This is a genomic window from Paenibacillus sp. FSL R5-192 (assembly GCF_000517845.1).
Taxonomy (GTDB): Bacteria; Bacillota; Bacilli; order Paenibacillales; family Paenibacillaceae; genus Paenibacillus; species Paenibacillus amylolyticus.
Genome location: NZ_ASPR01000017.1, coordinates 13,003 through 35,192, shown reverse-complemented (window position 1 = coordinate 35,192; position 22,190 = coordinate 13,003). Strand labels below are relative to the sequence as shown.

33 protein-coding genes are annotated in these 22,190 nt (G+C 45.3%); all 33 read left to right on the top strand.

Annotated elements, in window-relative coordinates; translation table 11 throughout:
- Positions 1-91: 91 nt before the first annotated feature.
- The 33 genes from rpoC (at position 92) to rpmJ (ending at position 22,182) form a co-directional block, all read left to right on the top strand.
- Positions 92-3,706, top strand: a complete 3,615-nt coding sequence (gene rpoC / locus C161_RS16590) for a DNA-directed RNA polymerase subunit beta' (protein ID WP_036607173.1) — start codon at positions 92-94, stop codon at positions 3,704-3,706.
- A gap of 204 nt (positions 3,707-3,910) precedes the next feature.
- Complete coding sequence (locus tag C161_RS16585) at positions 3,911-4,162, top strand: ribosomal L7Ae/L30e/S12e/Gadd45 family protein (RefSeq protein WP_036607175.1); 252 nt, start codon at positions 3,911-3,913, stop codon at positions 4,160-4,162.
- A gap of 150 nt (positions 4,163-4,312) precedes the next feature.
- Entirely contained in the window at positions 4,313-4,735 is a 423-nt protein-coding gene (gene rpsL, locus C161_RS16580; RefSeq protein ID WP_017692070.1) for a 30S ribosomal protein S12, read from the top strand.
- Between the two features lie 87 nt (positions 4,736-4,822).
- The gene (gene rpsG, locus C161_RS16575) at positions 4,823-5,293 is read left to right on the top strand and encodes a 30S ribosomal protein S7 (RefSeq protein ID WP_017692071.1); all 471 of its coding nucleotides are present in this window, start codon (positions 4,823-4,825) and stop codon (positions 5,291-5,293) included.
- Positions 5,294-5,342: 49 nt separating this feature from the next.
- Positions 5,343-7,421: an elongation factor G gene (gene fusA / locus C161_RS16570; RefSeq protein WP_036607177.1), complete on the top strand. Its 2,079-nt coding sequence runs from the start codon at positions 5,343-5,345 to the stop codon at positions 7,419-7,421.
- Between the two features lie 95 nt (positions 7,422-7,516).
- Positions 7,517-8,707 (top strand): elongation factor Tu, encoded by a 1,191-nt coding sequence (tuf, locus tag C161_RS16565; RefSeq protein ID WP_017692073.1) that lies wholly within the window; start codon positions 7,517-7,519, stop codon positions 8,705-8,707.
- A gap of 436 nt (positions 8,708-9,143) precedes the next feature.
- Positions 9,144-9,452, top strand: a complete 309-nt coding sequence (rpsJ, locus tag C161_RS16560) for a 30S ribosomal protein S10 (protein ID WP_017692074.1) — start codon at positions 9,144-9,146, stop codon at positions 9,450-9,452.
- A 46-nt stretch (positions 9,453-9,498) separates the two neighbouring features.
- Entirely contained in the window at positions 9,499-10,122 is a 624-nt protein-coding gene (gene rplC / locus C161_RS16555; protein ID WP_017692075.1) for a 50S ribosomal protein L3, read from the top strand.
- 25 nt (positions 10,123-10,147) lie between these two features.
- Complete coding sequence (gene rplD, locus C161_RS16550; RefSeq protein WP_017692076.1) at positions 10,148-10,771, top strand: 50S ribosomal protein L4; 624 nt, start codon at positions 10,148-10,150, stop codon at positions 10,769-10,771.
- Positions 10,771-11,061, top strand: coding sequence for a 50S ribosomal protein L23 (gene rplW / locus C161_RS16545; protein ID WP_017692077.1), 291 nt, complete (start codon positions 10,771-10,773; stop codon positions 11,059-11,061). The genes rplD and rplW overlap by 1 nt, the downstream gene beginning before the upstream one ends.
- Positions 11,062-11,091: 30 nt before the next feature.
- Complete coding sequence (gene rplB / locus C161_RS16540) at positions 11,092-11,922, top strand: 50S ribosomal protein L2 (protein ID WP_017692078.1); 831 nt, start codon at positions 11,092-11,094, stop codon at positions 11,920-11,922.
- 71 nt (positions 11,923-11,993) lie between these two features.
- On the top strand, positions 11,994-12,272 hold the full coding sequence (gene rpsS / locus C161_RS16535) for a 30S ribosomal protein S19 (RefSeq protein WP_017692079.1): 279 nt from the start codon (positions 11,994-11,996) through the stop codon (positions 12,270-12,272).
- A gap of 35 nt (positions 12,273-12,307) precedes the next feature.
- On the top strand, positions 12,308-12,640 hold the full coding sequence (gene rplV / locus C161_RS16530; RefSeq protein WP_036607180.1) for a 50S ribosomal protein L22: 333 nt from the start codon (positions 12,308-12,310) through the stop codon (positions 12,638-12,640).
- Between the two features lie 15 nt (positions 12,641-12,655).
- Positions 12,656-13,321 carry a 30S ribosomal protein S3 gene (rpsC, locus tag C161_RS16525; RefSeq protein WP_036607182.1) on the top strand — a complete coding sequence of 222 codons (666 nt, stop codon included), beginning with the start codon at positions 12,656-12,658 and terminating at the stop codon, positions 13,319-13,321.
- Positions 13,322-13,323: 2 nt separating this feature from the next.
- Positions 13,324-13,758, top strand: coding sequence for a 50S ribosomal protein L16 (gene rplP / locus C161_RS16520; protein ID WP_017692082.1), 435 nt, complete (start codon positions 13,324-13,326; stop codon positions 13,756-13,758).
- Positions 13,748-13,945: a 50S ribosomal protein L29 gene (gene rpmC / locus C161_RS16515; protein ID WP_017692083.1), complete on the top strand. Its 198-nt coding sequence runs from the start codon at positions 13,748-13,750 to the stop codon at positions 13,943-13,945. The genes rplP and rpmC overlap by 11 nt, the downstream gene beginning before the upstream one ends.
- A gap of 48 nt (positions 13,946-13,993) precedes the next feature.
- Positions 13,994-14,260 carry a 30S ribosomal protein S17 gene (gene rpsQ / locus C161_RS16510; RefSeq protein WP_017692084.1) on the top strand — a complete coding sequence of 89 codons (267 nt, stop codon included), beginning with the start codon at positions 13,994-13,996 and terminating at the stop codon, positions 14,258-14,260.
- A 35-nt stretch (positions 14,261-14,295) separates the two neighbouring features.
- Positions 14,296-14,664 (top strand): 50S ribosomal protein L14, encoded by a 369-nt coding sequence (gene rplN / locus C161_RS16505; RefSeq protein ID WP_017692085.1) that lies wholly within the window; start codon positions 14,296-14,298, stop codon positions 14,662-14,664.
- Positions 14,665-14,703: 39 nt separating this feature from the next.
- Positions 14,704-15,057 carry a 50S ribosomal protein L24 gene (rplX, locus tag C161_RS16500; protein ID WP_017692086.1) on the top strand — a complete coding sequence of 118 codons (354 nt, stop codon included), beginning with the start codon at positions 14,704-14,706 and terminating at the stop codon, positions 15,055-15,057.
- Between the two features lie 32 nt (positions 15,058-15,089).
- Positions 15,090-15,632, top strand: coding sequence for a 50S ribosomal protein L5 (rplE, locus tag C161_RS16495; protein ID WP_017692087.1), 543 nt, complete (start codon positions 15,090-15,092; stop codon positions 15,630-15,632).
- A 73-nt stretch (positions 15,633-15,705) separates the two neighbouring features.
- Positions 15,706-15,891: a type Z 30S ribosomal protein S14 gene (locus tag C161_RS16490; protein WP_013312154.1), complete on the top strand. Its 186-nt coding sequence runs from the start codon at positions 15,706-15,708 to the stop codon at positions 15,889-15,891.
- A gap of 32 nt (positions 15,892-15,923) precedes the next feature.
- Entirely contained in the window at positions 15,924-16,322 is a 399-nt protein-coding gene (gene rpsH / locus C161_RS16485; RefSeq protein ID WP_017692088.1) for a 30S ribosomal protein S8, read from the top strand.
- 30 nt (positions 16,323-16,352) lie between these two features.
- Complete coding sequence (gene rplF / locus C161_RS16480) at positions 16,353-16,895, top strand: 50S ribosomal protein L6 (RefSeq protein WP_017692089.1); 543 nt, start codon at positions 16,353-16,355, stop codon at positions 16,893-16,895.
- Positions 16,896-17,012: 117 nt separating this feature from the next.
- A complete protein-coding gene (rplR, locus tag C161_RS16475) occupies positions 17,013-17,381 on the top strand; it encodes a 50S ribosomal protein L18 (RefSeq protein WP_017692090.1) in 369 nt (122 codons plus the stop codon).
- A 27-nt stretch (positions 17,382-17,408) separates the two neighbouring features.
- Complete coding sequence (gene rpsE, locus C161_RS16470; RefSeq protein ID WP_017692091.1) at positions 17,409-17,906, top strand: 30S ribosomal protein S5; 498 nt, start codon at positions 17,409-17,411, stop codon at positions 17,904-17,906.
- Positions 17,907-17,919: 13 nt separating this feature from the next.
- Positions 17,920-18,105 (top strand): 50S ribosomal protein L30, encoded by a 186-nt coding sequence (rpmD, locus tag C161_RS16465; protein WP_017692092.1) that lies wholly within the window; start codon positions 17,920-17,922, stop codon positions 18,103-18,105.
- Between the two features lie 43 nt (positions 18,106-18,148).
- Positions 18,149-18,589, top strand: a complete 441-nt coding sequence (gene rplO, locus C161_RS16460) for a 50S ribosomal protein L15 (protein ID WP_017692093.1) — start codon at positions 18,149-18,151, stop codon at positions 18,587-18,589.
- Positions 18,589-19,887, top strand: a complete 1,299-nt coding sequence (gene secY / locus C161_RS16455) for a preprotein translocase subunit SecY (RefSeq protein WP_017692094.1) — start codon at positions 18,589-18,591, stop codon at positions 19,885-19,887. The genes rplO and secY overlap by 1 nt, the downstream gene beginning before the upstream one ends.
- A 90-nt stretch (positions 19,888-19,977) precedes the next feature.
- Positions 19,978-20,622: an adenylate kinase gene (locus C161_RS16450; protein ID WP_036607188.1), complete on the top strand. Its 645-nt coding sequence runs from the start codon at positions 19,978-19,980 to the stop codon at positions 20,620-20,622.
- 3 nt (positions 20,623-20,625) lie between these two features.
- Positions 20,626-21,378, top strand: coding sequence for a type I methionyl aminopeptidase (map, locus tag C161_RS16445; RefSeq protein ID WP_036607191.1), 753 nt, complete (start codon positions 20,626-20,628; stop codon positions 21,376-21,378).
- 10 nt (positions 21,379-21,388) lie between these two features.
- Positions 21,389-21,697: a KOW domain-containing RNA-binding protein gene (locus C161_RS16440; protein ID WP_036607194.1), complete on the top strand. Its 309-nt coding sequence runs from the start codon at positions 21,389-21,391 to the stop codon at positions 21,695-21,697.
- 3 nt (positions 21,698-21,700) lie between these two features.
- Positions 21,701-21,916 carry a translation initiation factor IF-1 gene (gene infA, locus C161_RS16435; protein WP_017692098.1) on the top strand — a complete coding sequence of 72 codons (216 nt, stop codon included), beginning with the start codon at positions 21,701-21,703 and terminating at the stop codon, positions 21,914-21,916.
- A gap of 152 nt (positions 21,917-22,068) precedes the next feature.
- Positions 22,069-22,182, top strand: a complete 114-nt coding sequence (gene rpmJ, locus C161_RS16430) for a 50S ribosomal protein L36 (protein ID WP_003333770.1) — start codon at positions 22,069-22,071, stop codon at positions 22,180-22,182.
- Positions 22,183-22,190: the final 8 nt, after the last annotated feature.

The window sequence follows — 22,190 nt, the reverse complement described above, 5'->3', positions numbered from 1 at the left end:
CGGCGTTTTTCATCAGGCTCACGTCTTGCTCCGGCTTCGGCCGGAGTGGGCGTAACCTAGATTACAGGAATTGGTTAAGGAGGGTTGCTCCTTGTTGGACGTCAACAATTTCGAATACATGAAGATCGGGCTTGCTTCCCCAGAGAAAATTCGTTCTTGGTCCCGCGGAGAAGTGAAAAAACCGGAAACGATCAACTATCGTACGTTGAAACCGGAAAAAGAAGGGCTGTTCTGCGAAAAGATTTTTGGCCCTACAAAAGACTGGGAATGTCATTGCGGTAAATACAAACGCGTCCGTTATAAAGGCGTTGTCTGTGATCGTTGTGGCGTTGAAGTAACACGTGCGAAAGTACGCCGCGAACGGATGGGCCACATTGAGCTCGCTGCTCCGGTATCGCATATCTGGTACTTCAAAGGTATTCCGAGCCGTATGGGTCTTGCTCTGGATATGTCTCCAAGATCTCTTGAAGAGATTATTTATTTTGCATCATATGTTGTAACTGATCCAGGAGAAACTCCACTGGAGAAAAAACAGCTGTTGTCCGAGAAAGAATACCGCAGCTACCGTGAAAAATACGGTTATGGTTTCCATGCTGGCATGGGCGCAGAAGCGGTTAAAAAATTACTTCAAGACCTTGACATAGACAAAGAGCTCGAGTTCCTGAAAGAAGAGCTCCGGACTGCGCAAGGACAACGTCGTAATCGTGCAATCAAACGTCTGGAAGTTATCGAAGCATTCCGCAACTCCGGCAACAAGCCAGAGTGGATGATCATGGATGTACTTCCTGTTATCCCGCCGGAACTTCGTCCAATGGTACAGTTGGATGGTGGACGTTTTGCAACGTCTGACCTGAATGACTTGTACCGTCGTGTAATCAACCGGAATAACCGTCTGAAACGTCTGCTTGATCTGGGCGCGCCAGATATTATCGTGCAAAATGAAAAACGGATGTTGCAGGAAGCTGTTGACGCATTGATCGATAATGGTCGTCGTGGCCGCCCGGTAACGGGTCCTGGTAACCGTCCATTGAAATCTCTCAGCCACATGCTGAAAGGTAAACAAGGACGTTTCCGTCAAAACTTGCTCGGTAAACGGGTTGACTATTCTGGTCGTTCCGTTATCGTTGTTGGACCTTACCTGAAAATGTATCAGTGTGGTCTGCCAAAAGATATGGCACTTGAATTGTTCAAGCCTTTTGTTATGAAAGAGCTTGTAAATAAAGGGCTTGCCCACAACATCAAGAGCGCGAAACGTAAAGTTGAGCGTGTAAGTCCTGAAGTATGGGATGTTCTTGAAGAAGTAATCAAGGAGCATCCGGTTCTGTTGAACCGTGCCCCTACGCTTCACAGACTCGGTATTCAAGCATTTGAACCGATTCTCGTTGAAGGTAAAGCAATTCGTCTTCACCCGCTCGTATGTACGGCATACAATGCCGACTTTGACGGTGACCAAATGGCCGTGCACGTTCCGTTGTCCGCTGAAGCTCAAGCGGAAGCACGTATCCTGATGCTTGCATCGGGTAACATTTTGAACCCGAAAGACGGTAAACCGGTTGTTACTCCTTCCCAGGATATGGTGCTTGGTTCTTACTACCTCACTATGGATAACAAGGAAGAAAAGGGCACAGGTATGATCTTGCGTACAGTTAACGAAGCTGTATCGGCATACCAACGTGGTACTGCTGGTCTGCATGCGCGTGTAGCTATTCCGGTTAAGGCGCTTGGTAAAACAAGCTTCACGGAAGAACAACAAGAAGGAATGTTGCTGACAACTGTCGGTAAAATTATCTTCAATGAAATTTTCCCGGCAAGCTTCCCGTATATCAATGATGCGACTCGTGCTAACCTGTACCAAGGTACTGCAGATCACTCATTTGTATATGAAAAAGGTGCTGATCTCAGAGAAGCTATTATGAATGCCCCTCTGGCTGGCGGTGTCGGTAAAGAATACCTCGGCTCCATCATTGCACGTTGTTTTGAAATTTATCACACAACGGAAACAGCCGTTATTTTGGATAAAATCAAACAACTTGGTTTCACATACTCTACACGTGCCGGTATTACGGTTGCGGTATCTGATGTTATCGTTCCACCTGAGAAGTTTGAAATTCTTAGACAATCTGAGGAAAAAGCACAAATCGTTACGAATCAGTACCGTCGTGGTCTGATTACGAATGAGGAGCGCTATGACCGTATCATTGATATCTGGTCAAAATCCAAAGATGACATCACTGAGATTCTGATGAAGTCCATGGATCGTTACAACTCGATCATGATGATGGTAGACTCCAAAGCACGGGGTAACAAATCGCAAATCACCCAATTGGGCGGTATGCGTGGTCTGATGGCCAACCCATCCGGTCGAATTATCGAACTCCCAATCAAATCGAACTTCCGTGAAGGTCTGACGGTACTCGAGTACTTTATCTCCACTCACGGAGCGCGTAAAGGTTTGGCGGATACAGCCCTGCGTACAGCCGATTCAGGTTACCTGACTCGTCGTCTCGTAGACGTAGCCCAAGACGTAATCGTGCGTGATGATGATTGTGGTACAGATAAAGGCTTTACGGTGAGTCGTATTCAGGATGGTAAAGAGGTTATCGAAGACCTCTACGACCGTATTGAAGGCAGATACTGCTTCGAGACTCTTCGTCATCCGGAAACGAAAGAAATCATTGTAGGTCGCAATGAATTGATTGACTCCGATAAAGCAGAAGCGATTATCAAAGCAGGTATTACTAAATTGCAAATCCGCTCCGTCCTCAGCTGCCGTGCAAGTCATGGTGTCTGCAAGAAGTGTTATGGTCGCAACCTCGCGACTGGTAAACACGTGGAGATTGGTGAAGCAGTTGGTATTATCGCAGCACAGTCCATTGGTGAGCCAGGAACACAGCTTACAATGCGTACGTTCCATACCGGTGGTGTAGCCGGAGACGATATTACGCAAGGTTTGCCACGTATCCAGGAGTTGTTCGAAGCTCGTAATCCTAAGGGTCAAGCAACGATCAGTGAAATCGATGGTGTGGTTAAAGAGATTCGCGAAGCGAAAGATCGTCGTGAAATCGAAATTCAAGGTGAAGCGGAATCCAAAGTATACGCCGTTACCTACGGTTCCCGTGTGCGCGTAAGCGAAGGCGCGGAAGTTGAAGCGGGTGACGAGTTGACAGACGGTTCCATTGATCCAAAAGAGATGTTACGGATTAAAGGTATACGTGGTGTACAAAACTACATTCTGCAGGAAGTACAACGCGTATATCGTAACCAAGGCGTAGAAATTAACGATAAGCACGTTGAAGTTATGATCCGTCAAATGCTGCGTAAAATCCGTATCGTAGATGCAGGAGATACAACGCTGTTGCCAGGATCGTTCGTGGATATGCATGAGTACGAAAGAGCTAACAAAATTGCGATTCTTAGTGATAAAGAGCCGGCGGTTGCTAAACCAATCCTGCTCGGTATTACGAAAGCATCCCTAGAAACAGACTCCTTCCTCTCGGCGGCTTCGTTCCAAGAAACTACACGTGTATTGACAGATGCAGCGATCAAAGGTAAAGTCGATCAGTTGCTCGGTCTGAAGGAAAATGTAATCATCGGTAAATTGATTCCTGCAGGTACAGGTATGCACCGTTACCGCAGCATCAAATTTGCTGAGCCAGAAGATGGCCAATCTTCAGTAGAAGAACTTGAGCCAGTTTCGGTTGATTAAATATATTTCTCCTCATTAGAGGAGAGTGAAAGTTTTGTGCGTCAGGAGACGGACGTTTGTATGATACAGGCGGACGAATCCTGATGCACGTAAACTTTTAAAAAATGTTTTAGGATTAGCATTGACAATGCTTGCGCTAGATGCTAATATATCAAAGGTGCGTGGGCAGCTGATTGTACATGGTTCTATTCGGAGGAATACACAATGTCTAATGAAAAAGCCTTGCAAGATGCTCATGTCAAAATAGGTACCAAACAGACCATGCGGATGGTGCAGACAGGTATGGCTTCTGAAGTCTATGTCGCAGAAGATAGTGATCCGCAGCTTACTTCCAAAATCATTGCTTTGTGTGAACAACACAATGTAAAATGCACGAAAGTGGATACAATGAAAAATCTCGGCAAGGCTTGCGGGATTGGAGTAGGAGCAGCTATGGCTGCTGTCGTAAAATCATAGGGTAAGGAACGTTTTTGTCCGAGAACTTTTAAGGATTCTCCAAGGCAAAAACTTTTCATTTGTCTTTTTATGAACCGCCTGGGTCTGTGGACTTAGTGCAAAGAGGTTTGTAAAGAAACATGAATATTTGAGGAAGGGGGTGGCAATCACATGCCAACTATTAACCAACTGGTTCGTAAAGGACGTCAAGCAAAAGTTGAGAAGTCAAAATCTCCAGCTTTGCAAAAAGGATTCAACGCTTTGAAACGTGAATCTACTAACATCAGTGCCCCACAAAAACGTGGTGTCTGCACTCGTGTAGGTACAATGACTCCACGTAAACCAAACTCTGCACTTCGTAAGTATGCCCGTGTTCGTTTGACGAACCGTCTCGAGGTTACTGCTTATATCCCGGGAATCGGACATAACCTTCAAGAGCACAGTGTGGTATTGATCCGCGGAGGTAAAGTTAAAGACCTTGCAGGAGTTCGTTATCACATCGTTCGTGGAGCTCTCGATACTGCTGGTGTAAACAACCGTATGCAAGCTCGTTCGAAATACGGCGCTAAGCGTCCAAAAGCTAAAAAAGCCTAAACTATTATAGGCAGATAGCCTGAAAGCCTTCTGGTCTAAGTCTGGAAGGTACAGGATCTGCTGAACAAGAAAGAAAGGGGGATATCCATGCCACGCAAAGGTCCAGTTACGAAAAGAGACGTTCTGCCTGATCCGTTATATAACAGCAAGTTGGTTACTCGTTTAATCAACCGCATCATGATCGGCGGAAAACGCGGTGTTGCTCAAAGCATTCTGTATAATGCGTTCAAGTTGATTCAAGAACGTACGGGTAATGACCCTATGGAAGTATTTGAAGCAGCAATCAAGAACATCATGCCAGTCCTGGAAGTTAAAGCTCGCCGTGTCGGCGGTGCCAACTACCAAGTACCAATCGAGGTGAAACCAGAGAGACGTACTGCTCTGGGATTACGTTGGCTCGTGAACTACTCCCGCAACCGCGGTGAGAAAACAATGGAAGAGCGTTTGGCGGCTGAGATCATCGACGCTTCCAACAACACAGGCGCTTCCGTTAAAAAACGTGAAGATACGCACAAAATGGCTGAAGCGAACAAAGCGTTTGCTCACTACCGTTGGTAGGATTCAGTTCACAATAAAAAAACTTCAATTTTGAAGGGAGACCCATTTCATGGCTAGAGAGTTCTCCTTAAAAAATACACGTAATATCGGGATCATGGCTCATATTGATGCGGGTAAAACCACGACAACTGAGCGGATCCTGTTTTACACAGGACGTACGCACAAAATCGGTGAAGTACACGAAGGCGCTGCGACAATGGACTGGATGGAACAGGAACAGGAGCGCGGAATTACGATTACTTCCGCTGCAACTACCGCTGCTTGGAAAGGCCACCGCGTTAATATTATTGATACCCCGGGACACGTTGACTTCACTGTTGAAGTTGAACGTTCCCTTCGTGTATTGGACGGAGCAGTTGGTGTATTCAGTGCGAAAGAAGGCGTTGAGCCTCAGTCCGAAACCGTATGGAGACAGGCTGACAAGTACGGCGTACCTCGTATCGCATATGTAAACAAAATGGATATCATCGGTGCTGACTTCCTGAACGTTGTATCTGACATGCGTGATCGCCTTCAAGCGAACGCTGTTGCGATTCAACTTCCAATCGGCGCTGAAAATGATTTCAAAGGTATCATCGATATCGTTGCACAAAGAGCTCATATGTACAAAGATGACCTTGGTCAAGATATCGAAGAAACCGACATTCCTGCAGAGTTTGCAGATCAAGTTGAAGAACTTCGCAACGAGTTGATTGAGCGCGTTGCTGAACTGGATGAAGATTTGACAATGAAATACCTGGAAGGCGAAGAGATCACAATTGATGAGATCAAAACCGTACTCCGTAAAGGTGTTGTAGATGTTAAGATCTTCCCAGTTATCTGTGGATCCTCATATCGTAACAAAGGTGTTCAACTGATGTTGGATGCTGTTATCGACTACTTGCCAGCTCCAACAGATGTTGCATCGATCACGGGACATCTTGAAGATGGAACTGAAGCAATTCGTAAGTCATCCGATGAAGAGCCATTCTCCGCATTGGCATTCAAAATTATGACTGACCCTTACGTTGGTAAATTGACATTCTTCCGCGTATACTCTGGTGTTCTTCAATCCGGATCATATGTATTGAATGCCACTAAAAACAAACGTGAGCGTATCGGTCGTATCCTTCAAATGCATGCGAACAGCCGTCAAGAAATCACTGTAGTTTACTCCGGTGATATTGCAGCTGCCGTAGGTTTGAAAGATACAGGTACAGGTGATACACTATGTGATGAGAAAAATCCGGTTATCCTGGAGTCAATGAACTTCCCTGATCCGGTTATCGAAATCGCTGTTGAACCTAAAACCAAAGCTGACCAGGATAAACTGGGTGTTGCTCTCGGTAAGTTGACTGAAGAGGATCCAACTCTTCGTGCTCATACTGACGAAGAAACAGGCCAAACGATCTTGGCAGGTATGGGTGAGCTTCACCTTGATATCATCATCGACCGTATGCGTCGTGAGTTCAAGGTTGAAACTACTGTGGGTAAACCACAAGTAGCTTACCGTGAAACATTCCGTGCTCCAGCGCGCGTTGAAGGTAAATTCGTACGTCAATCCGGTGGTCGTGGTCAATACGGTCACGTATGGGTTGAATTCGAACCTCTCGAGCCGGGTACAGGCAGCCAGTTCGAAAGTAAGGTTGTCGGTGGTTCCGTACCAAGAGAATACATTCAACCTGCACTGTCAGGGATTGAAGAGCAAATGAAAAACGGCGTTATTGCAGGCTTCCCGCTTGTTGACGTTAAGGCTACAATCGTAGACGGATCTTACCATGATGTCGATTCCAATGAGATGGCATTTAAAATTGCCGGATCTATGGCGCTTAAAGCGGCTAAAGACAAGTGTAAACCAGTTCTGCTTGAGCCTATCATGAAAGTAGAAGTAACTGTTCCAGAAGAGTACATGGGTGACGTAATGGGTATGTTGAACTCCCGTCGTGGCCGCATCGAAGGTATGGATTCCCGTAGTGGAGCTCAAATCATCCGTGCTAAGGTACCTCTGTCTGAAATGTTTGGTTACTCTACAACTCTTCGTTCCGGTACTCAAGGACGCGGCGTATTCTCCATGGAACTCTCTCACTATGAAGAAGTTCCTAAGAGCATCGCTGAAGAAATCGTTGCCAAAACAAAAGGCACCGAGTAGTTTTCTCACACTGGATGCAAGTGCATAAGAATTAAATTCGGAGCACTTCATTCAGTGAAAACATAAAATTATAATTTTAAGGAGGCCACGTTCAAATGGCAAAGGCTAAATACGAACGTAATAAACCCCACGTTAACATCGGTACTATTGGTCACGTCGATCACGGTAAAACAACTCTGACTGCTGCAATCACAACTGTATTGTCCAAAACTTACGGTGGTGCTGCAATTGCATTCGACCAAATCGACAAAGCTCCAGAAGAGCGCGAACGCGGTATCACAATCTCCACATCACACGTTGAGTACGAAACTGACACTCGTCACTACGCTCACGTTGACTGCCCAGGTCACGCCGACTATGTTAAAAACATGATCACTGGCGCGGCTCAAATGGATGGAGCTATCTTGGTAGTATCCGCAGCAGACGGCCCAATGCCACAAACTCGTGAGCACATCTTGCTCTCCCGTCAAGTAGGCGTACCTTACATTGTTGTGTTCTTGAACAAATGTGACATGGTTGAAGACGAAGAGTTGTTGGAATTGGTTGAGATGGAAGTTCGCGACCTTCTTAACGAATATGAGTTCCCAGGTGACGATACTCCAATCACTCGTGGATCCGCTCGTGAAGCTCTGGCAAACCCAGATGGCGAATGGGCTCAAAAAATCGTTGAGATGTTCAAAGAGATCGACACTTACATCCCACTGCCTGAGCGTCAAACTGACAAGCCTTTCTTGATGCCTGTCGAGGACGTATTCTCCATCACTGGTCGTGGTACTGTTGCTACTGGCCGTGTAGAGCGTGGTACTGTTAAAGTCGGCGAAGAGATCGAAATCGTTGGTATCACTGAAGAAACTAAAAAATCCGTTGTAACAGGCGTTGAGATGTTCCGTAAATTGTTGGATTCCGCTCAAGCGGGTGACAACATCGGTGCATTGTTGCGTGGTGTTGACCGTACTCAAATCGAGCGTGGTCAAGTACTTGCAAAACCAGGTTCTGTTAAGCCACACACAGAATTCACAGCTCAAATCTACGTTCTGACTAAAGAAGAGGGCGGACGTCACAAACCATTCTTCACTGGTTACCGTCCACAGTTCTACTTCCGTACAACTGACGTAACAGGCATCATCAACTTGCCTGAAGGTACTGAAATGGTAATGCCTGGTGATAACATCACTGTTACTGTTTCCCTGATCTCCCCAATCGCGATTGAAGAAGGAACTAAATTCTCCATTCGTGAAGGCGGACGTACAGTAGGTGCCGGTTCCGTAGCATCTATCCAAAAATAATTTGGCTTAACGCTGAATAAAGCATATGTAACAGTGTACTGGAACGAGTAACATTGTATTGTAACGAAGCTTCGGAAGAGTTCTTTATCCGACATCGGATAGAGAACTCTTTTATTATGTTTAAAGTTCGGAACCTGCGTCATACGAAATGAACATCATTTACGTGTTTAGAAGGATTGGCAAGGCAGCCTGGATATTGAAGATTAACACTGCAATAAACGAAGTCATTTCATCAGAAAAGATAAGTTTAAATGTTTTTCTTAAATATGCTTGCAATACGCCTATCTTTTCTATATAATAATGAATGTTGTTCTGTGACGTTGCGATGATGTGAGAGGTTACTGGCACACCCGGCCCCTTTGCCATGGGAGAGTGGCTAGAAAATTTTCACGGAGTATGTCCGATAAAAAATTGGGCGATAGAAGGAGGGACTAAAATGGCAAAGCAAAAAATTCGTATTCGTTTGAAAGCTTACGACCACAGAATTCTTGATCAATCCGCGGAGAAAATTGTTGAAACAGCAAAACGTTCGGGTGCTGGTGTATCCGGTCCGATTCCGCTTCCTACTGAAAAACAAATCATTACTATTCTTCGTGCGGTGCACAAGTACAAGGATTCTCGGGAACAATTCGAACAACGTACACATAAACGTTTGATCGACATCGTTAACCCGACTCCACAAACTGTGGATGCCTTGATGCGCTTGGATCTGCCGTCCGGTGTAGATATCGAAATTAAATTGTAATATAAGCTACAACAAAGACCATGTATAAAGGAAAAGAGGTGTCAACATGAAAGCAATCTTAGGAAAAAAACTCGGAATGACTCAAGTATTTACTCCTGAAGGTAACGTCGTTCCAGTAACGGTTATCGAAGCAGGCCCTTGTGTTGTTTTGCAAAAGAAAGACATTGAGAACGATGGCTACGAAGCAATTCAAATCGGTTACTCCGATAAGAAAGAGAAAAATGCTAACAAGCCAGAAGCAGGTCACGCTAAAAAAGCGAACACTGCCCCTAAGCGCTACGTTCGTGAAGTTCGCGGTATCAACATCGCAGAATATGAAGTTGGCCAAGAACTGAAAGCTGACATTTTCGCTGAAGGCGAATTCGTTGACGTAACGGGTATTTCTAAAGGTAAAGGTTTTGCCGGCGTTATCAAACGTTGGGGACAAAGCACTGGACCTATGTCACACGGTTCGCGTTACCACCGTGGCCCTGGTTCAATGGGTTCGATCCAAGCTAACCGCGTTCCTAAAGGCAAACGCCTGCCAGGACACATGGGACATGATACTATTACAATCCAACGTCTTGAAGTAGTTAAAGTAGACGCTGAGCGTAACGTGTTGCTCGTGAAAGGTTCCATTCCTGGACCGAAAAACAGTCTCATTAGAGTTAAAGAAACGGTGAAAAAATAACCACTGAAGAAAGGAGGAACACAAAATGCCAAAAGTATCAGTTTACAATGTAGATGGTAGCCAAGTAGGCGAAGTTGAATTGAACGATGCGGTTTTCGGAATTGAGCCGAACCAACACGTTCTGTACGATGCAGTTCTTATGCAACGCGCTTCCCTTCGTCAAGGTACCCACAAAGTAAAAGGACGTTCTGAAGTTCGTGGCGGTGGACGTAAGCCTTGGAAACAAAAAGGTACAGGTCGCGCTCGTCAAGGTTCAATTCGTTCACCACAATGGAAAGGCGGCGGTATCGTATTTGGTCCAACACCACGGAGCTATGCGTATAAACTGCCTAAGAAAGTTCGCCGCTTGGCGATCAAATCAGCCCTTTCATCCAAAGTGCTTGACAATGACATTATCGTTTTGGACGCTCTCACGTTGAGCACGCCTAAAACTAAAGAATTTGCAGCCATCTTGAGTAACCTCAAAGTGGGACGTAAAGCTTTGATCGTAGCTCCTAGCTATGATGATAATGTAGCTCTTTCCGCACGGAATATTCCAGGCGTGAAATTCGTAGCTGCTGACGGTATTAATGTTCTTGACGTGCTTTCGCACGACAAATTGATCATTACGAAAGAAGCAGTTCAGAAGGTAGAGGAGGTGCTCGCGTAATGAAGGATCCTCGTGATATTGTAAAACGTCCGATTATTACGGAACGTACTGCTGACATGATGAACGACTTGAAATATGTATTTGAAGTCGATATCCGTGCAAACAAAACCGAGATCAAAAAGGCAGTAGAAGCTATTTTCAATGTAAAAGTGAAAAACGTGAACACGCTTCGTGTTCCAGCTAAGCCGAAACGGTACGGACGTTATTCCGGATATACTAGCGAATGGAAAAAAGCGTTTGTAACGTTGACAAAAGACAGCAAAACGCTTGAGTTCTTTGAAACTGTATAATTGAATTTTTGAAGTAAGGAGGGAAACCCAGTGCCAATCAAAAAGTATAAACCAACATCCCCGGCAAGACGGAACATGTCCGTTTCTACATTTGAGGAAATCACCACAAATCAGCCGGAGAAATCGTTGTTGGCCCCGTTGAGCAAACAAGCAGGCCGCAACAACCAAGGTAAAATTACAGTTCGTCACCATGGTGGTGGACACAAACGTAAATACCGTATCATTGACTTCAAACGTACTAAAGATGGAATACCGGGCCGCGTTGCTACGATTGAGTATGACCCGAACCGTACATCCAACATCGCTCTTATTCACTATGCTGATGGTGAAAAGCGTTATATCATCGCTCCTAAAGGTTTGAAAGTTGGAGATCAAGTATTCTCCGGACCTGAATCAGACATCAAAATCGGTAACGCACTGCCACTCGAAAACATTCCAGTAGGTACCGTTATCCACAACATCGAGTTGAAACCAGGTAAAGGCGGACAATTGGTTCGTGCTGCTGGTACAGAAGCTCAATTGCTTGGTAAAGAAGAAAAATACGTTTCCGTTCGTCTCTCTTCCGGAGAAGTTCGTCGTATTTTGAAAGTTTGCCGCGCGACAATCGGATCTGTAGGTAACCAAGACCACGAGCTCATCAAAATCGGTAAAGCCGGTCGTAGCCGTTGGTTGGGTAAACGTCCTGAGGTTCGTGGTGTAGTAATGAACCCTAACGATCACCCACACGGTGGTGGTGAAGGTCGTGCTCCAATCGGACGTAAATCGCCAATGTCACCATGGGGTAAACCTACACTTGGTTACAAAACGCGTAAGAAAAATAAAGCTTCTGATAAATACATCATTCGCCGCCGCACGAAGTAATACACACTGTGCATAACTTCGTGAGGCATCTGCGGATGCATAATAGCTATGTTTGAAGGGAGGATCTCCACATGGGTCGCAGTTTGAAAAAAGGGCCATTCATTGATGGCTACATGCTTAAAAAGGTAGAAGAGATGGAAGCTTCAGGTAAGAAGAATGTGATCAAAACCTGGTCCCGTCGTTCTACAATTTTCCCGCAATTCATCGGACACACATTTGGCGTTTACGATGGTCGTAAACACGTGCCAGTGTATGTAACTGAGGACATGGTCGGACACAAACTGGGTGAGTTCGCTCCAACCCGTACGTACAAAGGCCATACTGCTGATGATAAGAAAACAAGAAGATAAATGAATATCTTTAATGTTTGAAAGGAGGTTACACAATGGAAGCAAAAGCACATGCTAAGTTTATCCGGATTGCTCCTCGTAAAGCTCAACTCGTTGTTGACTTGATTCGTGGCAAGCAAGTAGGTGAGGCGGTTGCCATTCTCCGTCACACTCCGAAATCTGCTTCTCCAATCGTTGAGAAGTTGCTTAACTCCGCTATTGCGAATGCGGAACATAACTATTCTTTGGATGTTAACAAATTGGTTATCTCGCAAGCTTACGTGAACCAAGGACCGACAATGAAACGTTTCCGCCCTCGTGCAATGGGACGTGCAAGTCGTATTAACAAACGTACTAGCCACATTACTTTGGTGGTATCTGAGAAGTAGAAGGAGGGGAAATGTGTGGGCCAAAAGGTAAATCCAGTCGGACTCCGTGTCGGAATTATCCGTGACTGGGAATCTAAGTGGTATGCAGGCAAAGACTTCGGTGATCTTTTGATGGAAGACGTGAGAATTCGTGAATTCCTGAAAAATAAATTGAAAGACTCCGCTTTATCTCGTGTAGAAATTGAGAGAGCGGCTAACCGCGTAAACGTAACGATTCACACTGCTAAACCAGGTATGGTTATTGGTAAGGGTGGTTCGGAAGTTGAAAATCTTCGTAACCAAATTACGAAAATTGCTGGCGGTAAAAAAGTACACATCAACATTTCTGAAATTAAGAACCAAGACTTGGACGCTGTTCTTGTAGCTGAAAGCATTGCACAACAATTGGAACGTCGTGTTTCTTTCCGTCGTGCTCTGAAACAAGCAATTCAAAGAACTATGCGCTCCGGTGCTAAAGGTATCAAAACTCAAGTAGGCGGACGTCTTGGCGGTGCTGAGATCGCACGTTCTGAAGGCTACAGCGAAGGAACTGTTCCACTGCACACACTGCGTGCTGACATTGACTACGGTACAGCAGAGGCTCATACTACTTACGGACTTATCGGCGTAAAAGTATGGATCTATCGTGGAGAGGTTCTTCCTACGGCTAAGAAACAAGCTGCTAAGGAAGGAGGCAACTAATCATGTTGGTACCAAAACGCGTAAAACACCGTAAGCAACAACGTGGACATATGAAAGGCCAAGCTAAAGGCGGAACGACTCTGAACTTTGGCGAATACGGTCTGCAAGCTACGGAACCGGCTTGGATTACGAACCGTCAAATCGAAGCGGCTCGTATTGCGATGACTCGTTACATCAAACGTGGTGGTAAAGTTTGGATCAAAATTTTCCCAGACAAACCAATCACTCAAAAGCCTCTCGAGGTTCGGATGGGTAGCGGTAAAGGTAACGTAGAAAAATGGGTTGCAGTAGTGAAACCAGGTAAGATCATGTTTGAACTTGCTGGTGTACCGGAGGAAATTGCACGCGAAGCAATGCGTCTTGCCGCTCACAAACTGCCAATCAAAACGAAGTTCGTGAAACGTGAAGAATTGGGTGGTGAAGCAAATGAAAGCTAGTGAATTTCGCAACCTAACCTCTGCTGAAATCGAGCAAAAGATTGCCGGATTTAAAGAAGAACTCTTTAACCTCCGCTTTCAATTAGCTACCGGTCAGCTGGATAACCCGACTCGCATCCGTGATGTGCGGAAAGAAATAGCTCGTGCTAAAACCATTATCCGTGAGAGAGAATTGGGAATCGGTTAATTAGGGATAGGATGGACAATCCGTCCGTAATCAGGAAGGAGGCCAACAATGAGCGAAGAACGTAACGCACGTAAAGTGCAAACTGGTAAAGTGGTCAGCGATAAAATGGACAAAACGATTGTTGTTGCTGTAGAAACTTACAAAAAACACAACTTGTACCATAAACGCATTAAGGTTACTAAAAAATTCAAAGCGCATGACGAAGAAAACACTGCGAAAATCGGTGACACGGTGAAAATCATGGAGACTCGTCCGCTTTCGAAAGATAAACGCTGGAGACTTACTGAAATCGTAGAAAAAGCGGTTATCATCTAATGCATCAGCAGCATTGCTGAAAGGAGGAATACTAAATGATTCAACCATTTACACGTTTGACTGTGGCCGACAACTCCGGTGCGAAGGAACTGATGTGTATCCGCGTACTCGGCGGTACGGGACGTCGTACAGCTCAAATCGGTGATCTGATCGTTTGTTCTGTTAAACAAGCAACACCAGGCGGCGTTGTCAAAAAAGGTGATGTAGTTAGAGCGGTTGTCGTTCGTACGAAACGTTCTGTACGTCGTAAAGACGGTTCCTACATCGGTTTTGATGAAAATGCAGCGGTTGTTGTAAAAGACGACAGAAGCCCACGTGGAACACGTATTTTCGGACCAGTTGCTCGCGAACTTCGCGATAAAGACTTCATGAAAATCGTTTCCTTGGCTCCAGAAGTTATCTAAAGCTTAATCTCGTGATGTTAGAAACAGGAGGTGTACGAAATGCCAAGAGTGAAAAAAGTTCTGGAATCCCATAACAACAAACTTCACGTTAAAAAGGAAGATACGGTTATGGTGATCAGCGGTAAAGACAAAGGTAAAAAAGGCCGTGTCATCGCTGCTTATCCTCGTGAGAACCGCGTCCTTGTGGAAGGTGTTAACATGGTGAAAAAACACCAGAAGCCTAACCAGCAAAATCCGCAAGGCGGCATTATCGAGAAGGAAGCTCCGATTCACGTTTCCAACGTAATGCACATCGATCCGAAGAGCGGAAAAGTAACCCGTGTAGGTTACAAAGTTTTGGATAACGGTAAGAAAGTGCGCGTTGCTAAACGTTCCGGAGAAATTATCGACTAATTGAACCGAATGAGAAAGGAGGGCTATGATTCATGGCATCAAGAATGAAAGAACGTTACCTGCAAGAAATCGCTCCTGCTTTGATGCAGAAGTTTAACTATACAACGGTAATGCAAGTGCCGAAAATCGAGAAAATCGTTATCAACATGGGTGTGGGCGACGCTGTCCAAAACTCTAAAGTGTTGGATTCTGCAGTAAACGATTTGCAACTGATCGCGGGTCAAAAACCTGTAATCACTCGTGCTAAAAAATCTATCGCAGGTTTCAAACTGCGTGAGAATATGCCTATCGGTGCGAAAGTTACATTACGCGGTGAGCGTATGTACTTCTTCCTAGATAAGCTGCTCAACGTAACGCTTCCTCGTGTCCGCGACTTCCGCGGTGTATCGAGTAATGCTTTTGATGGACGTGGTAACTATACACTGGGTCTGAAAGAGCAATTGATCTTCCCGGAGATCGAATACGATAAAGTTGATAAAGTCCGCGGTATGGATATTGTCATTGTAACAACGGCGAAAACAGACGAAGAGTCCCGTGAATTGCTTACGCAAATGGGAATGCCTTTCGTTAAGTAATGTTGGCATAACGTTTCCGGGTGTCTGGAAAGACTCCCTTTTCTCCGAAATTATTTAGGAGGTGTCAGGCTAAGTGGCAAAAACTTCGATGAAAGTTAAACAACAACGTACACCTAAGTTTAAAGTACGTGCATATACACGCTGTGAGCGTTGCGGACGTCCACATTCGGTCCTGCAAAAGTTCAAAATTTGCAGAATTTGTTTCCGTGAATTAGCTTATAAAGGCCAGATCCCTGGCGTGAAAAAAGCAAGCTGGTAAAAAGTCCTGAACGGGAAGGAGGTTAACTCACAATGACTATGTCTGATCCAATTGCAGATATGCTTACTCGTATTCGTAACGCGAACACTGTTCGTCACGAAACGGTAGAAATGCCTGCTTCAACAATGAAAAAACAAATCGCCGATATCCTGAAGCGTGAAGGTTTCATCCGTGACGCTGAAGTTATCGATGATAACAAACAAGGGATTATCCGTGTTTTCCTGAAATACGGTCAAAATAACGAGCGCGTTATCACTGGTCTGAAAAGAATCAGTAAACCTGGTCTTCGTGTTTACACGAAAAGCAACGAAGTACCTCGTGTACTTGGTGGCCTGGGAATCGCGATCATCTCGACATCTAAAGGTATCATGACGGACAAAGAAGCTCGTCAATCGAAATCCGGCGGAGAAGTCGTTTGCTACGTTTGGTAATATAACGTCACAAGATAGGAGGTGCAACATATGTCTCGTATTGGTCGCAAACCAATCACAGTACCAAGTGGTGTAGACATCACCCTGGACAACACCGTTATTACGGTAAAAGGACCTAAAGGAACTTTGACTCGTGAGCTTCATAAAGACATGAAGGTTACAGTTGAAAATAACGAAATCACAGTTGTGCGTCCTTCCGATAACAAAACTCACCGTTCTTTGCACGGCACAACGCGTAGCGTTGTAAACAATATGGTGAGCGGCGTTACTGAAGGATTCGCGAAATCTCTGGAATTGGTTGGGGTCGGATATCGTGCAAGCAAATCCGGAGATAAAATCGTTCTGAACGTTGGTTACTCTCACCCGGTTGAAATTACACCGGAAGCGGGAATCGAATTCGAAGTACCTTCGAATACAAAAATCATCGTTCGCGGAATTGACAAAGAGCGTGTAGGTGCTTACGCTGCTAAAATCCGTTCCGTACGTGAACCTGAGCCGTACAAAGGTAAAGGTATTAAATATGAAGGCGAGCGTATCATCCGTAAGGAAGGTAAAGCCGGTAAGAAGAAATAAGATTTCTCTTACCGCCTTTGCGCGGCTTTCGGCTTGCTTGCTTCGTGTGTTTCTAATATACCCCGTGGCTTCTGCTTTGAAGCCAGCGAGGTAACCTGAAAGGAGTGAATCTTTGAGATGATTACGAAACCAGATAAAAATAAGGCTCGTCTGAAAAGACACCTTCGTGTTCGTAAGAAAATCCAAGGAACGGCAGCACGTCCTCGTTTGAACGTATTCCGTTCTGGTAAACATATGTATGCTCAAATCATCGATGATGTTGCTGGTGTAACAATCGCTTCCGCGTCTACCGTAGACAAAGAATTGAGCACTGACATCAAAAATGGTGCATCTGTTGAATCAGCTCGTAAAGTTGGCGAACTCGTTGCTAAACGTGCGAAAGACAAAGGTGTTTCCAACATCGTATTTGACCGTAGCGGTTATCTGTACCATGGTCGTATCGCAGCATTGGCTGAAGCGGCTCGTGAAGCAGGACTTGAGTTTTAAGATATTTTTCAAAAGGAGGTTAACGACTTGCGTGTAGATCCGAATACTTTGGAACTGACTGAAAGAGTTGTAAATATTAATCGCGTAGCTAAAGTAGTAAAAGGCGGACGCCGTTTCAGCTTTAGCGCACTGGTTGTAGTCGGCGACGGCAACGGCTGGGTTGGAGCTGGTATCGGTAAAGCGGGCGAAGTACCTGATGCAATTCGCAAAGGTATTGAAGACGCTAAGAAAAACCTTGTACACGTTCCACTCGTAGGAACATCGATTCCTCACTTGGTAACAGGTAAGTTCGGCGCAGGACGCGTGCTGTTGAAACCAGCATCTGAAGGTACTGGTGTTATCGCTGGTGGTCCTGTACGTGCGGTTCTCGAACTTGCTGGTGTAGGTGACATTTTGACAAAATCTCTGGGTTCTTCGAATTCCATGAACATGGTCAATGCGACTTTGGAAGGTTTGTCCCGTTTGAAGCGTGCTGAAGACGTGGCTAAACTGCGCGGAAAATCCGTCGAAGAGCTTCTGGGTTAAGGAGGGAATTCTCATGGCTAAATTAGAAATTACCCTCGTCCGCAGCTTGATCGGACGTCCGGAGACGCAAAGAACAACTGTGAAAACATTGGGTTTGCGCAAAATCAATAGCAAAGTGGTACAAAACGATAATCCTGCCATCCGTGGTATGATTAACAAAGTAAGCCACTTGGTTGCTGTTAAAGAAGTAGAAGCTTAATATCGGGTTAATCCCACAAATCTTTAAGGAGGTGCAACGAACGATGAAGTTACATGAGCTTTCACCATCTCCTGGATCCCGCAAAGAACGTAAACGTCTTGGTCGCGGTCCAAGTAGTGGTACAGGTAAAACATCAGGTCGCGGTCACAAAGGACAAAATTCTCGTTCTGGCGGTGGAGTACGTCCAGGCTTCGAAGGTGGACAAAATCCATTGTATCGTCGCTTGCCAAAACGTGGTTTTGTAAACCCAACTCGCAAAGAATATGCAGTTGTGAATACTGAAGACCTGAACAGTTTTGCTGCGGGTACTGAAGTAACTCCAGAATTCTTGATGACGAACGGCGTAGTTAAAAACGCTAAATCCGGAATCAAAATCCTGGGTAACGGTGATGTCACTGTGAAGCTGACTGTTAAAGCTAACAAGTTTTCTCAATCTGCTATTGAGAAAATTGAAGCTGCCGGCGGTACAACCGAGGTGATTTAATGTTCAAGACCCTAAAGAATATCTGGCGGGTTGAAGATCTGCGCAAAAGGGTATTATTTACCCTTTTTGTACTGATCATTTACCGCATCGGCTCCTTTGTTCCCGTACCGGGAGTTAACAAAGACGTGTTCGAAGCGACAAATTCTGCGGGTAAAGAAGTTTTTGGACTTCTCAATACGTTCTCGGGTGGAGCGCTCTTCCAGTTCTCGATATTTGCGCTCGGGATCGTGCCTTACATCACTGCGTCTATCATAGTACAGTTGCTTTCCATGGACGTTATTCCTAAATTAGCGGAGTGGGCAAAGCAAGGTGAACAAGGTAAGAAGAAATCTGCACAATTGACCCGTTATTTAACGATTGGCCTGGCATTGATTCAAGCGTTTGGTACGTCGATCGGATTCAACCGCTTGTACAATACAGACATGATTCCTAACGCTACATTTGCAGATTATATCTTGATCGCGATTGTACTTACGGCCGGTACTTCATTCCTGATGTGGCTTGGTGAGCAGATCACCGAGAAGGGCATAGGAAACGGGATTTCAATCTTGATCTTTGCGGGTATCCTATCTACGGTGCCTAACATTATCAAACAAACGATCGAATCCGACTTCATTCAACCTGACCAACTGTTTATGAATATTCTTAAAGGTGTTATCATCGCAATTGTTATTGTGTTGATCATCATAGGGGTCATTTACATTCAGCAGGCGATTCGGAAAATTCCGGTACAGTACGCTAAACGTGTCGTAGGTAACAAAATGTACGGTGGACAGAATACACATATCCCGCTGAAAATTAATGCAGCAGGTGTTATCCCTGTCATCTTCGCATCATCGCTGTTGATGTTCCCGACGATCATCGCCAACTTCTGGGCAGATCGCCTTTGGGCACAGTGGATCGGACAGAACCTGACTACACACAAACCTCTGGGTATGTTGTTGTATGTCGTGATGATCTTCGGTTTCACATTCTTCTATACTTTCGTACAGATGAATCCACAGCAGATGGCTGATAATATGAAAAAGAACGGCGGTTACATCCCAGGCATTCGCCCGGGTAAAGCAACCGAGAAATATCTGACCCGTGTCATGACTCGTTTGACAATGGCCGGTGCCATGTTCTTGGCAGTCATTTCCGTTCTGCCTGTAATCTTGGGGGCACTGTCTGGTTTGCCTCAATCTGCGCAAATTGGAGGAACATCCCTCCTGATCGTTATCGGTGTTGCGCTGGATACGATGAAGCAAATCGAAAGCCAATTGATCAAACGCCACTACAAAGGTTTTATCAATAAATAGGCAATAGGTACCGGTCGAGTGAAGATTTACTTGCCGGCACCTATTGTGCTGTTTGTTGATGTAGGGTAGTCTTGGAGGGAGTGACATAACGTGAACATCCTATTCATGGGCCCTCCGGGGGCAGGAAAAGGAACGCAAGCAGACGTCATCGTGAAAGAGTTCGGTATTCCCCATATTTCAACAGGCGATGCATTTCGTCTCGCGATCAAACAGGGAACTCCCATTGGCATGAAAGCCAAGGAATATATGGATCAAGGATTGCTTGTACCAGATGATGTAACCATTGGCATCGTTGAAGAACGTTTGCAGCAGCCTGACTGCAGAGAAGGTTTCCTCTTGGACGGATTTCCAAGAACCCTTTCGCAAGCAGAAGCGCTCGATGGCATTCTGGATCGATTGAACTCAGGTCTCGATCATGTAATCAACCTGAAAGTGGATCGCAACAAATTGCTCGCTCGTTTGACGGGTCGTCGAATTTGTAAAAACTGTGGTTCCACTTATCATGTGGTATTCAATCCGCCTAAGCAGGAAGGTATTTGTGATAAATGCGCTGGTGAGTTGTATCAACGCTCTGATGATAATGAAGAGAGTGTAGGTACACGACTGGACGAGTATATCAACAAAACAGCACCACTCCTCACGTTCTATGAGACTAAAGGTCTTCTTCGTCAAATGAACGGAGAACAGGATATCGATCAAGTTTCTCAAGAAATCGTGTCCTTACTGAGAGGTTAATTGATGATCATTGGTAAGTCCGAAACGGAACTGGGCTTGATGAGGGAAGCAGGGAGAATTGTTGCGGAAACGCATCGTCTCTTGGCAGAGCATATCGCTCCCGGTATTACGACTGGAGAACTTGACCATATGGCTGATCAATATATCCGCAGTCAAGGAGCTGTGCCGTCTTTCAAAGGTTATAACGGTTTCCCTGCCAGTGTGTGCGCTTCAGTCAATGAAGAGTTGGTACATGGATTTCCCGGCAAACGCAAGTTGAACGAGGGCGATATCGTTACGTTTGACATTGGCGCGCAGTACCAGGGGTATCATGGAGATTCCGCCTGGACTTATCCGGTCGGCCGTATTTCCGAAGAAGCCCGTCGTCTTCTGGACGTTACCGAGGCTTCGTTATACGCAGGTCTGGCGCTGGTAAAACCGGACGTTCGCTTGTTTACAATATCTCATGCGATTCAGAAATATATTGAAGATGAAGGGTTCTCCGTAGTTCGTGAATATGTCGGTCACGGCATAGGCGCAGATCTGCACGAAGAACCACAGATTCCGAACTATGGTCTTCCCGATCGGGGACCACGGCTTAAAGCGGGCATGGTGCTGGCCATAGAGCCGATGGTTAACGTAGGTAGACGGTATGTGAAAACGTTGGAAGATAACTGGACTGTCGTCACGGTTGATGGTAAGTTATGTGCACACTTTGAACACACCGTAGCAGTTACACCAGATGGTATGGAAATTTTCACGAAACTGAATGCGTAGGTGATGAGGCATGAACAGTCAGTCTAATCCGCAGCTCGGTCAACTTGTGAAGATCCGTAAAGGCCGCAATGCGGACCAAGCCGCAGTAATTGTTGCTATAGCGGACGGTAAGTTCGTATATATTGCGGATGGAGACAAACGTAAGTTTGATCAACCAAAGAAGAAGAATCTTCTTCATCTTGAGCTCCAGCCCATGATTAGCAGCGAGGTTGTGAACAGTTTAAACGAGAGTGGTCGGGTGACAAATGGAAAGCTCCGTTACGCGGTTCATTCATTTCTGGAATCCACCAACATTCAAGCTGAAGAGAAAGGAGACTGACTAATGGCTAAGGAAGATGTCATTGAAGTGGAAGGTACGGTTCTCGAACCGCTACCGAATGCAACATTCAAGGTTGAGCTTGAGAACGGTCATCAAATTCTCGCTCATGTTTCCGGAAAACTGCGGATGCACTTTATCCGTATCCTGACTGGAGACAAAGTAGTTGTTCAGTTGTCGCCTTATGATTTAACAAAAGGTCGCATAACTTACCGTAAATAGTAGTAGACAGTTGCAATGAACTGTGAAGCTTATGTAGCGGGTTTTGCCCGGCAAAACTTGCGAAAGCTTCGAAGCCGGTTTTACAATAGTAGAACAAGGTCAATGCTTACGAAGAGGGTTTTGCTTAGCAAAACTTTGAGGAGGTAATTCACATGAAGGTAAGACCTTCGGTCAAGCCGATTTGCGAAAAGTGCAAAGTCATTCGCCGCAAAGGGAATGTTATGGTTATCTGTGAAAATCCGAAACACAAACAAAAACAAGGTTAAAGAAGGGG